The sequence below is a fragment of the Pandoraea capi genome (genome assembly GCF_902459735.1).
In the GTDB taxonomy this organism is placed as follows: domain Bacteria; phylum Pseudomonadota; class Gammaproteobacteria; order Burkholderiales; family Burkholderiaceae; genus Pandoraea; species Pandoraea capi.
The window spans coordinates 22786-38215 of record NZ_CABPRV010000015.1; the positions used below are offsets into that span (position 1 = coordinate 22786).

Annotated in this window: 16 protein-coding genes; 11 read left to right on the plus strand and 5 right to left on the minus strand. The window is 62.7% G+C overall.

Translation table 11 applies throughout. The annotated features are described in order from the left end of the window. Positions 1 to 40 precede the first annotated feature (40 nt). Positions 41 to 517 (plus strand): OsmC family protein, encoded by a 477-nt coding sequence (locus PCA20602_RS23520; protein WP_150723265.1) that lies wholly within the window; start codon positions 41 to 43, stop codon positions 515 to 517. Between the two features lie 24 nt (positions 518 to 541). Here the strand turns inward: PCA20602_RS23520 and PCA20602_RS25770 are convergent, their stop codons facing one another. Further along, positions 542 to 688, minus strand: a complete 147-nt coding sequence (locus PCA20602_RS25770; protein ID WP_170836292.1) for a hypothetical protein — start codon at positions 686 to 688, stop codon at positions 542 to 544. Between the two features lie 202 nt (positions 689 to 890). Here PCA20602_RS25770 and PCA20602_RS23525 point away from each other — a divergent pair, with 202 nt between their 5' ends. The 6 genes from PCA20602_RS23525 (at position 891) to PCA20602_RS23550 (ending at position 7938) form a co-directional block, all read left to right on the plus strand. Continuing rightward, positions 891 to 1688: an alpha/beta fold hydrolase gene (locus PCA20602_RS23525; protein WP_150723266.1), complete on the plus strand. Its 798-nt coding sequence runs from the start codon at positions 891 to 893 to the stop codon at positions 1686 to 1688. A gap of 268 nt (positions 1689 to 1956) precedes the next feature. Continuing rightward, a complete protein-coding gene (locus PCA20602_RS23530; protein ID WP_150723267.1) occupies positions 1957 to 2547 on the plus strand; it encodes a flavin reductase family protein in 591 nt (196 codons plus the stop codon). Further along, positions 2544 to 4181 carry a GGDEF domain-containing protein gene (locus tag PCA20602_RS26120; protein ID WP_246182313.1) on the plus strand — a complete coding sequence of 546 codons (1638 nt, stop codon included), beginning with the start codon at positions 2544 to 2546 and terminating at the stop codon, positions 4179 to 4181. The genes PCA20602_RS23530 and PCA20602_RS26120 overlap by 4 nt, the downstream gene beginning before the upstream one ends. Before the next feature lie 31 nt (positions 4182 to 4212). Beyond that, complete coding sequence (locus tag PCA20602_RS23540; protein ID WP_069343934.1) at positions 4213 to 4791, plus strand: TMEM175 family protein; 579 nt, start codon at positions 4213 to 4215, stop codon at positions 4789 to 4791. A 65-nt stretch (positions 4792 to 4856) separates the two neighbouring features. Next, the gene (locus PCA20602_RS23545; RefSeq protein ID WP_069343933.1) at positions 4857 to 5075 is read left to right on the plus strand and encodes an RNA-binding S4 domain-containing protein; all 219 of its coding nucleotides are present in this window, start codon (positions 4857 to 4859) and stop codon (positions 5073 to 5075) included. Positions 5076 to 5307: 232 nt separating this feature from the next. Continuing rightward, the gene (locus PCA20602_RS23550) at positions 5308 to 7938 is read left to right on the plus strand and encodes a sensor domain-containing protein (protein ID WP_150723268.1); all 2631 of its coding nucleotides are present in this window, start codon (positions 5308 to 5310) and stop codon (positions 7936 to 7938) included. A 69-nt stretch (positions 7939 to 8007) separates the two neighbouring features. Here the strand turns inward: PCA20602_RS23550 and PCA20602_RS23555 are convergent, their stop codons facing one another. Beyond that, entirely contained in the window at positions 8008 to 8241 is a 234-nt protein-coding gene (locus PCA20602_RS23555; protein ID WP_069343931.1) for a DUF3717 domain-containing protein, read from the minus strand. 484 nt (positions 8242 to 8725) lie between these two features. Here PCA20602_RS23555 and PCA20602_RS23560 point away from each other — a divergent pair, with 484 nt between their 5' ends. From PCA20602_RS23560 to PCA20602_RS23575, 4 genes are all read left to right on the plus strand, one after another. After that, the gene (locus PCA20602_RS23560; protein ID WP_150723269.1) at positions 8726 to 9034 is read left to right on the plus strand and encodes a hypothetical protein; all 309 of its coding nucleotides are present in this window, start codon (positions 8726 to 8728) and stop codon (positions 9032 to 9034) included. 88 nt (positions 9035 to 9122) lie between these two features. Then, positions 9123 to 9443, plus strand: coding sequence for a hypothetical protein (locus tag PCA20602_RS23565; protein WP_150723270.1), 321 nt, complete (start codon positions 9123 to 9125; stop codon positions 9441 to 9443). Between the two features lie 419 nt (positions 9444 to 9862). After that, positions 9863 to 10189: a hypothetical protein gene (locus PCA20602_RS23570; protein WP_069343927.1), complete on the plus strand. Its 327-nt coding sequence runs from the start codon at positions 9863 to 9865 to the stop codon at positions 10187 to 10189. Between the two features lie 186 nt (positions 10190 to 10375). Further along, the gene (locus tag PCA20602_RS23575) at positions 10376 to 10570 is read left to right on the plus strand and encodes a rubredoxin (RefSeq protein ID WP_039397716.1); all 195 of its coding nucleotides are present in this window, start codon (positions 10376 to 10378) and stop codon (positions 10568 to 10570) included. Between the two features lie 120 nt (positions 10571 to 10690). Here PCA20602_RS23575 and PCA20602_RS23580 read toward each other — a convergent pair whose 3' ends face one another. The 3 genes from PCA20602_RS23580 to PCA20602_RS23590 form a co-directional block, all read right to left on the minus strand. Then, positions 10691 to 10948 carry a hypothetical protein gene (locus PCA20602_RS23580; RefSeq protein ID WP_217432501.1) on the minus strand — a complete coding sequence of 86 codons (258 nt, stop codon included), beginning with the start codon at positions 10946 to 10948 and terminating at the stop codon, positions 10691 to 10693. Positions 10949 to 11112: 164 nt separating this feature from the next. Then, positions 11113 to 12696, minus strand: a complete 1584-nt coding sequence (locus PCA20602_RS23585; protein WP_150723271.1) for a sensor domain-containing diguanylate cyclase — start codon at positions 12694 to 12696, stop codon at positions 11113 to 11115. 462 nt (positions 12697 to 13158) lie between these two features. Then, positions 13159 to 15429, minus strand: coding sequence for a bifunctional diguanylate cyclase/phosphodiesterase (locus PCA20602_RS23590; RefSeq protein WP_246182314.1), 2271 nt, complete (start codon positions 15427 to 15429; stop codon positions 13159 to 13161). Position 15430: the final 1 nt, after the last annotated feature.

Genomic DNA, 15430 nt, shown 5'->3' on the forward strand with positions numbered 1-15430 from the left:
CTGGCAACAGCGACAACGGCGACAGGAACGGAGGGAAGTCATGGCATCGGGCGAACACGAGTACCGCGTCGAGGTGGAATGGGTCGGCAATGAAGGCAGCGGGACCTCGGGCTATCGCGCATACGGGCGCAATCACGAGATTCGCGCAGACGGCAAACCGTCGATTCCCGGCTCGGCCGACCCCGCCTTTCGTGGCGATGCAGCCCGCTGGAATCCGGAAGATCTGCTCGTCGCGTCCGCAAGCGCCTGCCACAAGCTCTGGTATCTGCATCTGTGCGCCGAAGCGGGCATCGTCGTCGAACGGTATCGCGACAACGCCCTGGGCACGATGATCGACACCGCGACCGAAGGACGCTTCACCCGGATCGTACTGCGCCCGCACGTTACGATTCGCGCCGGCGGCGACGTCGCGCTCGCCGAACACCTGCATCACACCGCGCACGAGAAGTGCTACGTGGCCAATTCGGTCAATTTCCCCATCGACTGCGAACCAGTGATTGAGACGATCGAGGTGTGAGTGACGAAGGTCGAGTGAGGGAGATCAGCGGCAGGCGAGCGAGCACCCTGCCGCACCGATCACGGCAGCAGCGCCGACGGCGGTCCCCAGCAGGAACGTTTGTGCCGAGCTTGCGCACCCCTGCAATCCTGTCGCCCCGACCAACAAGGCAGTGACGATCAGCCGGCGCATACGGTCTCCCATTTTGATGTTGGCGCATGGTAATGCCATGGGGTCGCGAGTGGCGTGATTCGTAAGGTCGAGAAATGCAAAGCAGCAAGGCTATTGACTCTCGCCTGGCCGCTTGATACGATCGGTTCACTTTCAAAACGCCCTCCCGGTCCGCCGGGAGGGCGTTTCGTTTTGGTTCCACCCAACTACATGGAACCTTGAAATGAAAGCAGCCTTCGACATCCACGCCAGCACCGGCAACCTCCTCGGCTACGTCCGTTACGGCGACGGCCCCACGCATGTGCTAGTCATGCACGACTGGCTCGGCGACCACACCAGCTTTGACACCGCTCTGCCCTGGCTGGACGCTCACGCCTTCACCTATGCCTTCGTCGACTTGCGCGGCTACGGGCATTCCATCGACATGACCGGCGAATTCACCGTGCCGGAAATTGCGGCAGATTGCCTCCGGCTCACCGATCATCTCGGCTGGCAGCGCTTTCACGTCATCGGTCACTCGATGACGGGCATGGTGACGCAACGGCTGGCGGCGGACGCCCCGTCGCGCATCGCGAGCGCCATCGCCGTATGTCCGGTGTCCGCGGCCGGCAACCGTCTTAGTCCGGAAGCGCTCGCGTTCTTCGCAAGCACGACGCAGGACGATGACGCCCTTCGACGACTGTTCAAGTTCGTCACCGGTGGACTCTCGGATACGTGGGCCGATCGCAAGGTCCGGCAAAACCGTGATTCGGTCGCTCCCGCATGCCGGATGAAGTACCTCGACATGCTGGTCACGGCGGACTTCGCCGATGACGTCCGAGGTCTGGAGACGCCGTTTCTGATCGTGGTCGGTGACAAGGACCCCGGACTCGATGCGCAAGCGATGGAGCGAACGTTTCTCGCATGGCATCCCAACGCGACATTGCAGGTGATGCCGAATTGTGGGCACTACCCGATGCAGGAATGCCCGCCGTATTTCGCGAGCGTCGTCGAGACATTTCTGAAGCGTCACGCCGCCTGAGACGCTTGCCGCACTCAACAGCCGCCGCACGGGGACCGGACTGGGACGAACGCATGAAATACTGCATGCAGATCTGATCCGGCACGCGCTCCCCGCACCGTGCCGTTTGTACGGCCCGCAGCTAACCCTGCGGGCCGCCTTTTTCCATTTCCTCGGACGTCAGTTCGCACGCCAGCCGTCGTTATGCACGCGATCGGCCACTCTGCCACCGCGCTATCATGGGCCGCCCGATCAACACGATGCATCGAGATTGCACGGATTGCCCATCATGACCGAACGCCTGCCCGTCGAACTTCCGAAAGCCTACCGCCTGCTCAATCACGGCCCGACCGTGCTCGTCGGCAGCGCCCACGCCGAACGCCGCAATGTGATGGCGGCCGCCTGGTCGATGCCGCTGGATTTCTCGCCGTCGAAGGTCGCTGTCGTCATCGACCGCAACACGCTCACGCGAGAGCTGGTCGAAGCGTCGGGAGAGTTTTCGCTGAACGTGCCCGCGCGCCTCATCGCCCGCGAAACGCTCCACGTAGGGTCAGTCTCCGGTCGCGACACCGACAAGTTTGCCGACGGCTCCGGCGTGACGGCCTTCGCAGGCTCGCACATCGGCGCCCCGCTGATCGACGGTTGCCTCGCATGGCTCGAATGCCGCGTGATCCCCGAGCCGCACAATCAGGATCGCTACGACCTGTTTCTCGGCGAAGTCGTGGCGGCGTGGGCCGATCCGCGCGCGTTTCGCGACGGGCACTGGCAGTTCGCGCCGGGCGTCTCGCGCAGTCTCCACTACATTGCCGGCGGCAACTTTTTCGAGACCGGCGAAGCGTTCGACATCCCACCCGACAGCCCTTCCACCGCCAACTCATGAGCCACACTCTGCCCACGCCGCGCTCCCCGGACCGCGCCGACGACGTCGCACAAGCCGTGCAAGCCGCTCAAGCCGTGCAAGCTGCCCAGACGGCACAGCACGCCCTGGCGCGCTGGCGAGCAGGCACTTCCGTGGGCGAAACGGATGAAGTGAGCGCCGCAGTGAATCCGATGAGCAGCGTCGGCGAAATGCGCGGCATGGGTGATATGGGCGCTGCAACGGGCGTCGCATCGTCGCAATTGCCAAGCGACTTCGGGCGGGGCAGAATTGACAGCGTCACGGATGTCTTCGATCGGGAGTCCACCTGGCTACGCGCCCGGTCGCAAGTCTCTCCCGCGACATCCGAGTCATCTGCGAGTCCGGCGTTTGCACGCCAGCGCCTTGAGCATCACCAGCATCACCAGCAACGCGAGAATTTCGGAACTTTCGAGTCTTTCGAACCTTTCGTGCAGTTGCCGGATCTGCGGCAGGAATTTCCGTCGCCGGCACTGCTGTCGTCTAATCGCTGGGCCCTGCCCACCCGTCGCGACATGACTGCATCCGGTGCCGATTCATCTGATTTCGACGACGCCCGCCAAGGCCTGCAACGGCCGGCGTCCCCTTCGTCTGGCCGCATGAGCTGTCTCGGTGGTACCGGCAGCGTCGGCCTCGACGAAGCCGATCGCCTCGCTGCGCTACGCCGCTATGAGATCCTCGACACGCCGCCCGAACCCGCGTTCGACCGTATCGTGCGACTGGCGTCTCACGTGCTCGGCACACCGATCTCGCTCATCTCGCTGCTCGACGAGTCGCGTCAGTGGTTCAAGGCACGTCGCGGTATCGATGCAACACACACACCGCGCTCGATGGCCTTCTGTTCGCATGCGATTCTCAGCGACGACGTGCTCGTCGTGCCCGATGCCCGTGCCGACCGGCGCTTTGCCGACAACCCGCTGGTCACGGGCGATCCGAACATCCGCTTCTACGCCGGCGCCCCGCTGCGCACGCCAGAAGGACATCGGCTCGGCACGTTGTGCGTGATCGACCGCCGTCCTCGCGATCTCGACGACGAGAAGCGCGCCCTGCTCGCCGATCTCTCCTCGCTCGTGGTCGACGAACTCGAACTCCGCCGCGTGAACCGGGTACTGGGCGACATGGCGATGCGCGACGGCCTGACAGGTCTGCTCAACCGCCGGGCGTTCCTGATGCAGGCCGAGCGCCAGTTCGCCACCGCGCGCGCCCAGCAGCGCCGACTGTCGGTGCTGATGCTCGACATCGACCATTTCAAGATCGTCAACGATACGTGGGGGCATGCTATCGGCGATCGCGTCATCGTCGAACTGACGCTGGTCTTGCGGGCGGCACTGCGCAAGAGTACTGTGATCGGCCGTCTGGGCGGCGAGGAATTCGCCATGCTGTTGCCCGAGGCCGATGCGCACCGTGCGACCCAGGCGGCCGAGCGCATGCTGAGTGCGATCAACGGCGCGAGCGTGCCGGGTCCGACCAGTGCGACCGGCCCCGTGCGGTTTTCCGCGAGCATCGGCGTGAGCAGCATCACCCCGGACGACGCCGACTTCGGCACGCTGCTGCAACGCGCTGACCGCGCGCTGTATGCGGCCAAGCAGGCCGGCCGCAACCGCGTGGCCGTGCTGTAACCCCCTACCGTACTGACGAATCGACGAAAGCATGGGCAAAAGCCGACTGGAAGCCTTCAGCGATGGCGTAATCGCCATCATCATCACGATCATGGTGCTGGAAATGAAAGCACCGCACGGCAGCGAACTGGCCGACCTCCTGCCGGTCGCACCCACGTTCCTGACCTACATCCTCAGCTATGTCTATGTGGGCCTTTACTGGAACAACCACCACCATCTTTTCCAGGTGGTGCAAAAGGTCTCCGGCGGCGTACTCTGGGCCAATCTGCATCTGCTCTTCTGGCTGTCGCTGATTCCGTTCGTCACGCACTGGCTGGGCGAAAACCACTTCACCGCCTGGCCGACGGCACTCTACGGCGTGGTGCTCTGCATGGCGGCCATTGCTCACTTCATTCTGTCGCGCGCCCTGCTGGCCGTGCACGACGGCGGCAACAAGCGGCTCGCCGCCGCCCTCGGGCGCGATTACAAGGGCAAGCTTTCTGTCGTGGTGTATGCCGTGGCCATCGGGCTGGCGTTCGTGGTGCCCGCGGTTTCACTCGCGCTGTATGCGCTGATGGCCGCCGTGTGGCTGATTCCCGACCGCCGTCTCGAACACGTGATCGACGCCTGAGCGTCTGAACCGATGCGCGACACCTGTCGACGCGCATCGGGTTTTTACGTAGTATCCGCTCCACTATGCAAAACGTAACTTTTGAATTGACGGGCGAATTCGTCGCCCTGAACGACCTGCTTAAACTCACCGGTGTCGTCGACTCCGGCGGCGCGGGCAAGGTCCTCGTGGCCAACGGCGAAGTCACGGTCGACGGCCAACTGGAAACGCGCAAGACCTGCAAGATCCGCGCGGGTCAGACCGTCGCCGTGGGCGGAATCCGCATTCGCGTCAAGGCGGCCTGAGCGCGCGCTCAGGCCAACCGGCGGGAAAGTCTCGCGAAGGTCGCTCAATACCGTCCACCGACCGCTTTTCTTCCGTCTGTCGTATTGCCCGGGACGCCATCGTCACTTGTCGTCTCCCGGTTTCTCCCACGTGAGCCTGCCCCCGCAGGTCGCTATACTTGAAAGCGATTTTGGCGTGTCAGCCCCAGTCACACCCGACAATGTCCTCAGGACGTCCGAGGAGGTCCGCTCGATGGTCGCGCCCGGTTCACCGTCCGCCGTCGGCGCCACACCGGCGCCGGGGCGCGAAGCGTTGCTCGAAGCACTCGACCGCTCGCTGGGCATGCTCACGCTCACGCCGGATGGCACCGTCGTCGATGTCAACGACAAACTCCTCGGTGTCTTCGGGTACACACGCGACGCGCTGATCGGCAAACGCCACGCCATGCTGTGCGATCCGCTCGACGACACCTGCGGCGACGCACTCGCACAAGTCGTCAGCACCCGACGCTCGCACACCGATCAGGTACGGCGCCTTCGCCGCGACGGCAGCGCGCTCTGGCTCGAAGCCACCTACAACCCCGTATTCGACGACGACGGCAATCTCACGTACGTGATCAAGTTCGCCGTGGACGTGACCGAGCGCGTGGCGCGCCAGGCCGCCGACGACGCCCGTCTGCACCTGCTCTCGCTCGGCGTCGACGAGACGGACAACGCAGTGCTCATCACCGACGCACAGGGCAGCGTCTGTTACGTGAATGCAGGCTTTACGCGCATGCTCGGCTATGCCGCGAGCGAGGTGCTCGGCAAATTGGCGCATGCCCCGTTCGCCGATGCCCCGTTGGGCGAGTTCGCCGACGACACGTCGGCGCTCGACATCCGGCAGGCGCTCTCAGGGTGTCTGGTGGCCGCCCGCGACGGCCGCAGTTGCCATTGCGAAGTGCTCGTACGGACCGCGCAGCGTCAGCCGCTGTGGGTCTCCGTTGTCACGAACCCGATTCTGGATGCCCACGGCAAGCTCGTGAATGCCGTGGTGCTGTTCACCGACATCACGCAATCGAAGATTCAGGAAGTGTTGCAGCACAAGGCGCTGGCCGCGATGGTGCGCGATGCGCCGCTCGTGGAAGTGCTCACGCTCGTGTGCCGCGAACTGGAGCAGATCGCCCCCGAGGTCATAGCCTCGGTCGTGCGGGTCGACGCCGAGGGCCGGTTGCGCCCGCAAGCCGGGCCAAGTCTGCCCGCGCAATACCATAAGACGATCGACGGCGTCGCCATCGGGCCTAACGTGGGCACCTGCGGCACGGCCGCCTTTCTGGCGCGCCCCGTCATCGTGACCGACATTGCGAACGACCCGCGCTGGGCCGATTTCCGGGAGATGGCCGCCGAGTTCGGCCTGGCGGCGTCATGGGCGATGCCGATCATTGCGAACGACGGGCGGGTGCTCGGCGTGCTGGCGTTCTATTACCGCACCGTGCGCGGCCCGAATGCGCTGCACGAGCGTCTGGTCGACGTGTGCGTGCATCTCTGCAAACTCGCCTTCGAGCGCGACGAATCGCGCACGCGTATTCGTCAACTGGCGTTCTCCGACAGCCTGACCGGCCTGCCCAACCGCAGCATGCTCGGCGTGCTCGCCGCGCAGGCCATCGCCAGCGCGACGGAATTGAACACGCGCATGGCCGTCATCTTCATCGATCTGGACCGCTTCAAGCAGGTCAACGACTCGCTCGGGCATCAGGCGGGAGACGTACTGCTGCGCACGATCGCGCAGCGTCTGCGCCGGGCGCTACGCGGTGCCGACATCGTCGCGCGACTCTCGGGCGACGAGTTCGTGGCCGTGCTCACGGAGTGCGACCCGGAGCGGCTCGACATCGCCATCGAACGCATGCGCAGCGCCCTCACGGCGCCGTGCCAGATCGGAGGGGTGACGCTGGTCCCGTCGGGCAGCTTCGGCATCAGCCTGTTTCCGAATCACGGTCGCGAATTCGACCTGCTGCTGCAACATGCCGACATGGCGATGTATCAGGCAAAGATGACAAGCCCGGGCAGCGTGCGCTTCTACAGCGAAGACATGAATATCCACGCGCAGGAGCGCCTCGAACTCGAGACCGCCATGCGCGACGCCCTGCGTCTGGGTAAGCTCGAACTCTTCTATCAGCCGCAGATCAATCTGCTCGACGACTCGGTGTACGGGGCGGAAGCGCTCACTCGCTGGAAACACCCGCAACACGGTGACGTGCCGCCGTCGCGCTTCATCGCGCTTGCGGAAGAATGCGGACTGATCGGCGAACTTGGAATATGGACGCTGCACGAGTCGTGCCGTCAACTGGCGGACTGGCGGCGGCGCGGCATCGGTATCAGCAATGTGTCGGTCAACCTGTCACCGACCAATTTCCACGACCACGATCTGCCGCGCACGATTGCAGAGGCGCTGGCCGATCACGAGTTGCCGCCGTCGTGCCTGGCCATCGAAATCACGGAAAGCGTGCTGATGGACCACAACCCGAGCACTTTGCGCATCATCGAGGAAGTCCACAACCTGGGCGTGCGTCTCTCGATGGACGATTTCGGCACCGGCTATTCGAGCCTGGGGTATCTGCGGCGTCTGCCGGTTTCGGAACTGAAGCTCGATCGCAGCTTCGTCCATGACATCACGCGCGATGAAACGGTGCGCGCGCTGACCAATGCCATCATCAGCATCGGCCGTAACCTGCATCTCACCGTGGTCGCGGAAGGCGTGGAAGATGAAGCCCAGCGCGATCTGCTGGTCGCACAGGGCTATCGCGTCGCACAAGGCTATCTGTTCTCGCCTGCGCTATCGGCCGACGGTATCGAGCATTGGCTTGAGCAATGGTCTGCGCGTCGGCATACGGCTCACCCGGCCTGAGTTCGAGGGCTCCCGATGGATTTCGGCGCGCCGCGCTCCGGATTCATCCGCTGAACGCCAAGCGCCAATTCAAGGTGCCAGCCCCAATTCCATTTGATGCAGGGCCGTCTCGATCGCCTGACTTTGCTCGCCATTGAGGGCGTCGGCGGCAACGCTCGTCTCTCGACGATAGATCATCTCGCCATAAACATTCGCCAACGCGCGTGCCGACGGGCAGAGCGACAGGTTGCTGTCGGCAGCCTGATGGCTTGTCCAGTAATTGATCGCCTGTTCGATGTCGGCGATGGAGTAGTTGGCTTTCATGGGATATCGTGTCTCGCCGTGGAGTGAATACTGTAATTATATACAGTATTCAGGGAGTCTGAGAATGCCTGCATATCTGCATGGCACATGAAGCGCCTCGACGTCGATTCTCCAGTGCACGTTTCGGAACTGCAACACTTGATGCAGGAGAAGTGACTTCAGCTTGTGTCACATCACGAATAACACCATACAAATCAAAAAGTTATCGGATCCGGCACGATATTGGCTTCTGGTTGCGGGAAACGTTGCACGATGCGCCATGCGCTTCGATGCAATGCCCCTCTCAACGATTGCCCCGACGGAGCCCATCATGCCGCCGAGACACGTCACACCGCCTTGCCACGACCTTCAACGCATCCGGTCGACGGCCGCTGACCCAACCGCTGTTGCCGAATGGCGGCGCGTCGACCTTATGGGCGTCCTCGCCATCCTCATACTCGGTCTTCTGGCACTGAGCGCATCGCCACTTGCCCGAGCGCAGTCGATGCCGCCTGCCTCCGCCACACCCGTCGACGCATTTCATCAACCGTGTGTGGCCGTTCGGGCGATGCCGAACGCGCCGATCCCGGACAAGCGCCCCGCCATCACATCCGCCATGTCCGCCACGTTCACGGGCCAACCGGTGCACAAGTGGCACGTCGACCTCGACAACCGGTGTGCCACGCCGCCCGCCTTCGCGCCGACGCGCGACGTCGACTCGACATCCATCTGGTATGTCGATGCACCGGAGCGATACCCCGGCATGTCGCAGCGACGCCCGGGCGCGCTCACCTTGCATGGCGTGACGTCCTGAGCGATTGGCCATCACGTTTGCTATGCTGCGGCTTTCGCGTGTCGTCCCCATCGATTTCCGACACGCCTACCGCCTCTCATGAATCGCAATGTCCGCCAATACCCCTGAGCCTCGAGACACCGCCAACAAAGCCCGTCAAACCAAACCGGCCGCCGTCGACGTCACACCGCCGCCGCCGGGCGCCACGCCGCTCGCGTGGATCGGGCTGCTCGCCGCGGCCGCCTGGGTCCTCAAGAGTCCGAACCCCACCTGGGGTGTCGGGGTACTGTGCCTTTGTGCGGGATTGATCTCGTCGTTCGGTGCACGCCACCGCGCACGCGCCCCGTGGCCCGCCTTCTTCACGGGACTGTTGCCTGTCGGTGTTGCGCTGTTCTTCGCCCTGCTGATGCTGCGTCCACTGTTTCGGTGACACGTCACACAGGGGTCACGCCGCTGACATCGCGGCGAATCCCTGTCGTCCCCTTAAAGTTACCCACAGCTTCTGTGGATAACCCACTGGATAACCTCACACCACCCTCGCAGAACGCCCGCCGTTACACGCTGTCAAGAGGATTGCCCGTTTCAGCGTCAGCATTGGACAAATTTATTGGGCTTGACGTTTGCCACCGCTTCTGGCTCGTTTCCGGGTCACGTCGACCCTGCTTCCAGACAGCCTTGTCACAGCTTTGACACGCCACGAATCGGCGCGAAACAGCACGAGATGCTGCCAACCGCTCCCTGCCGGTTCACGGCTCGGGTGCCCGGCATCGCGTGCACGGGAGGGTTCGCAGCACAAGGGAAACGGCCTATGATAGAGACATGCGACACCTCGCGAGGAGAACGTCTCGTATGACCCAATCCGACAAGCCGTCCGTCAACGCCACGCCAGCAGACGCCCGAACCGATACGCTCGACACATCGGTAACGGAAGCCGAACGCGTCCATCTGGACGAATTGCTCGCGCGACACTCGGTCACCGAAACCGTCGACCGGGCCTCCGTCATCGATCTGATCAAGCGGCTGCGCGAACCCGATGTGCAGACCTCGGAAGATCGCGATCGTGTCGTGAAGGAAAGCCGGTTGTGGAAGGAAGTCTCGCACCGCGATACCGCCATGTCCCTGCTGAACTCGCTGGCCCAGATGGCCCCGATCTTCCTCAACCAGATTCACTGGTGACGGTTGCCGCGCCGGCGTCTGCCGGCGCATCCCCTGCCGTTGCGTCGCGGCGCGCCACTGGCATTTCCCCTTCGATCCATTGATCTGGATTAACTTTGCGCACCGGCGCCGGTTCGCAAACAGGACGATGTCGCGCGCGTGCCTTACAATGCGGGTCGCCCAAGTTTTCCCTGATGAATCGACATCATGACCACCACGCTGGACACCCCCACTGAATTCAAGAGCTGGATTTGCCTGATTTGCGGCTGGATCTATAACGAAGCCGAAGGCGCGCCGGACGACGGCCTCGCCCCCGGCACGCGCTGGGCCGACGTGCCCGCCGACTGGCGCTGCCCGGAGTGCGACGTGTCGAAGGAAGATTTCGCGCTGTCGGAGTTCTGACACGAGACGGCGTTGCCCGGCCCGGGCGCGTCGGCTATGCCCTCCCCCCCGCGCTCGGGATGATGCCGCGATATCCGTCAAATATCTGCGCCGCCTGCGGTTCGGCTCGCAGACACGGCATCAGTGATGCCAGCCCCACCCACGGCCACGGCCCCATCCGCGGTGATAGCCGCCTCCGTAGTACCCCCCGCCCGACACGCCGAACGTGACGACCGGCGCCGGCGCCACGGCATAGCCCGGCGCGTAGTAACCAGGCGCGTAGTCGTATCCGCTGTAATATCCGCCGCCGTATGCGGGCGCCCCGTAAGGCACCGCCACACAACCGCCCAACAGTAAGGCGACGGCAGCGCCGCCGGCCAGCATGAGTGTGCTTTTCACGATGATGTCTCCTGCACGAACTATTCGGATCCTGCGTGACGAAGCATTCGCCACGCCTGCTTGATCCATTAGACATGCGGGTTCCCGTGAAATGCGGGGAAAGGACTCGCTCTTTGGTTACCAAACGTGACATTGGTAACCGCAGCGAAACTGGATTGGCGGGCTCAGAACACCCAGCAGCGGTCGCGCCCGGCGCGCTTGGCGCGATACAGCGCCATGTCGGCACGCTCGACCATGTTCATCGGTGAATCCGTCTCCTGCCATTCAGTGATGCCGAAACTGGCCGAGAAGCGCAGCGGCGGTTCGCTGCCTTCCAGCGATTCACGTTTGCAGCGCTCACGAATCCGGTCAGCCACACGCAGGGCATCGCGCTCGCTCGCGCCCGGCAGCAAAATCGCAAACTCCTCGCCACCGATGCGTCCGATCAGATCGTCACCGCGCAGTGTCGACGAGCAGACGAGCACAAACCGGCACAGCACCTGATCGCCGATGGCGTGCCCGTAGGTGTCGTTGATCGTCTTGAAATGATCCAGATCGGCCACGATGAGGCTCATCGGTTCGTTCTTGCGTTGCGCCGCCTCCAACAACTGCTCGAAACGATGGAAGAAGTAGCGGCGCGTGAGGCTACCCGTCAGTTCGTCGTAGCTGGCTTCGAACGCCAACTGGTTGTTCGCCGCGCGGAGCTCTTCATTCGACTGACGCGTCTCGCGATGCTGCACACGCTCGCGCCAGTAAGTCCAGCCGGCCAGCGCCACGATGACGACACCGCCCAGATACAGTAACAAGCACAGCGCCAGGTCCTTGGCGTGCTGGCGCGTCAATGCCTCCCAGGCTTCGACGTTCTCGACCGCATAGACCACCAGATCGTTACTCGAACTCGGACGCGACGAGATCACGAACGGCTTGTGCTGGTCGTTGAATTCAGACATCCGGTCAAGCAATTCCTGCGGCACCCAGGCATTGGAGCGCCCCGGCGCCCGCTTGAACTGCGAGATCGGCATGCGCGCGAAATCGTTACGCTGATACAACGCCAGACGCTCGACGTCAGACAGCGAACCGAGCTTGCCATCGAGCATGAAGCGATTCTCGAAGCGCGGATCGTTGGCCATGATGACGACACCGTTGCCGTCGGTGATGAATGACTCCCCGCTGCCGACCCAATGGCGCAGACGCGTGAGTCCAATCTTGGTCATGACCACGCCGATCAGCGAGCCGTCGCGATAAATGGGGGCGCTGAAGTAAAGACCAGGCGCCTGCTGCTCCCAGCCGGAGGCGTAGCCCTCGAAGCGATCGCCGAGCAAGGCGTGTGTGACGTATGGAACACCGGCCACGGATTGCCCGACGGGGGACGGCGCATCACGATAGTTGCTTGCCGCCACACAGACGCCATTGGGGTCGAGCACCCACACGCGGTCCACACCGAAGTAGCCCTGTGCCCCGCGCAAGAATTCGTTGGCGCGCGCCACGATGTCTGCGCTCGCCGGGCGAGCGCCCGCCGCGGGCAGAACGTCACGCAGCAAATCCACCTCGGCCAGTGTCGACGGGATGGCTCTGACCATCGACAAATCCGTGTTGATGGCGTGCACCATGCCGTCGGCAACGCGATCAGCGACCGTTTGCCCCGCATCGACACTCTGCGAAAGCTTGTCACCAACCAGAGACGTCGCCGTGCGGTCAGCGGCAACCCAGCAGGCGACCAGCACGCCGACCGAGACACAGGCGGCATAAAGCCAATGCCTTATCCTCATCCGAAAATCAAACGCTCGTTCTAATATTTTTCACTTATTACGTTGGCAAAGTATTCGCTTCCATCTAGTCGCGTTTCTGTCACTTCCCCGGACAGCGCATCTGGTCACGACCGGCATTCGTTGTGCCTGCGAATTCCCGCCAATTCTGGTCTGCGCGTCAAACACTTTCCCTCGTTTCCGATCCCCGGCTTGTCGCGCCCCGCGCCTTCGGATCCCTGCTACCTGCCATTGTCCACCCCGACAATTGCAGGCTGTTGACAGCCCGTCACCCCTGCCCGATCTACTGCCGGTTGGGGCCGACGGCCATCCGTTCACGCCGTTTCAAACCATTGCGAGAACGAAGTGATTCTATAGTACTCCGACGATGATGCCGTATGAAAAACCGTCGAACATTCGAAATATTACCAATATCTATTTAACGTATTAACTAGCTCGGTTTTACGTTTATCATTTACTGCTTCTTTATCGGCAAATGCCAAATCGGGCAATTAGCGAATCCAGCTGCCCAATTTCCACCGGACGGGAAAATAAATAGCCTTGAGCGCTGAGTGGAACGAAGTGACGCAGCCAATCGAGTTGTCGCTCGTTCTCTACCCCCTCGACGATCAAATCGATGCCGAGCGAGCGGGCAATATTGACGATATTCGAAATCATCAGGCATGAGCGCGATGAATCGGGAATCGATTCGACGAACGAGCGATCGACTTTCAATGTGTCGACGGGAAAACGCGTCAGATAGGACAACGACGAGTAACCGGTGCCGAAATCATCGAGCGCAATGCGCAAACCGGCACGCTTGAACTGCTCGATCTTCATCTCCACAAGCGCCGGATTCTTCACCATCACCGATTCGGTGATTTCCAGTTCGAGCCGCTGCGGCTCAATGGCGTATTCCTTGACCAGACGCTCGACCAGTTCCCCGATGTCCCCCCGCCAGAACTGCACGGACGAAACATTGACGGCCAGGCGCAGCGAGCCCATCGGCGTATCGCGCCAGGCCACGAGTTGACGGCAGGCCTGAGTGAGCGCGAACTCGCCGATGGCCACGATCTGCCCGGTCGTCTCCGCCAACGGGATGAACTCGCCTGCGCTGAGCACCCCACGCTCCGGGTGACGCCAGCGAATCAGCGCTTCCATGCCGCAGATGCAATCGCTGCCGAGCGAAATGATCGGCTGATACGCCAGGAAGAACTCCCCGTTGGCCAGCGCCTGCTCCATCTGACGCTCCCAGACGACCAATTGATGGGCCTGATACGTCATTTGCTGCGTATAGACGCGTACCACGCTCTTGCCGGCCTCCTTGGCCGAGTACATCGCCAGATCCGCCTTCTTGATGAGATCCGCCTCGGTCTCTTCCGGCTTGGTCCAGAACGTCACCCCGATGCTGGCATGCAACGCAAACGACGTACCGTCCGCCACCATGGGCGCCTTCAGCGCCGCCAGCAACGTTTCCCCCAGGGGCTCGGCTTGCTCGGGGGCTCCATCGCCTTCGAGCAGCACCATGAACTCGTCGCCGGCGAAACGCGCGAGCATCGCCCCGGCGGGCATACGGGGAATGAAGCGCTCCGAGACCTGCCGGATGATCTCGTCGCCCTGCGAATGGCCAAGCGTGTCATTCACGCTCTTGAAGTTGTCGAGGTCGATGTGCAGCAGGGCGACCTTGCCCAGTTGATCGGGACTCGACAGCGACTGGCGCAACGACTCCATCAACGCATAGCGGTTCGGCAGACCGGTGAGCGCGTCGAAGGAAATGAGCCTTGTCAGTTGCTGATCCCGGCCGATCAGACGTTGCATCAGGTAGGCGATGAGCGCGAAGAACACCACGAGCGCCACCGAAATGAACGTCGCCATCGTGAGATAGACACGCTCGACGTGACGGTACTCGGACAACTCCTCATCGAGCGACAACCCCACCTGGACGGCGAGCGGGTAATCGCGCAAATGGCGATAGGCGACGATGCGCTCCACACCGTCGATCGGATCGCGCTGCACACCCGAGCTGCGTTGCTCGGCGGTGAACGGCGGCAACTCGCCGGTCCCGGTAATGGCAACGCTCGCACCGGTGCTACGCGCGAGCAAGGCGCCATCGTCCGCAATCACGGCGATCTGTCCGTATTGCCCGAGCACGGCGTTCGTATAGAAATCGGACGTGAAGTAACTCGGCTCCTGCGACACCACGACCACCCCCGCGAAGGTGCCGTCGGGATTGTTCAGGCGTCGGCTGAACTGGAGCACCCACTTGCGCGAGACGCGACCGAAGACCGGGTGACTGATGAACAAACCGTCGCTCTCGTCGTCGAGGTGCACGCGAAAGTGTTCGCGATCGGCAATGTTCACGCCCGCAGTGCTGGGCATCGTGGCGGTGACGATGTTGCCTTTGGCATCTGCCACGCTCACGAGCACCATGTAGCGCTCGGCCACGATGCCGTCGGAAAGCGTCTGCTTCAGATTGAAATCACTGCGGCGACGTTCGTACTCATACTTCACGAAGCGCGTGATCTGATCGACCTGACGGATGGCGCGCAGGGTCTGTTGCTCCAGCGCGGTAGAGACCGTCGATGCCGACGCCGCCGTGTCACGCAGAATGGCTTTGTGCTCGATGGAGATGCGCCAGAGCACCGCCGTCCAGAGAAGGACAAGAATCAGGAGACCGAAAATCAGGATTGCGACGATCGAGCGATAGGAAGTCGCCCAACGTCCGCGTCGCGCTCCCATCATGCTCGGTTCCGCCATA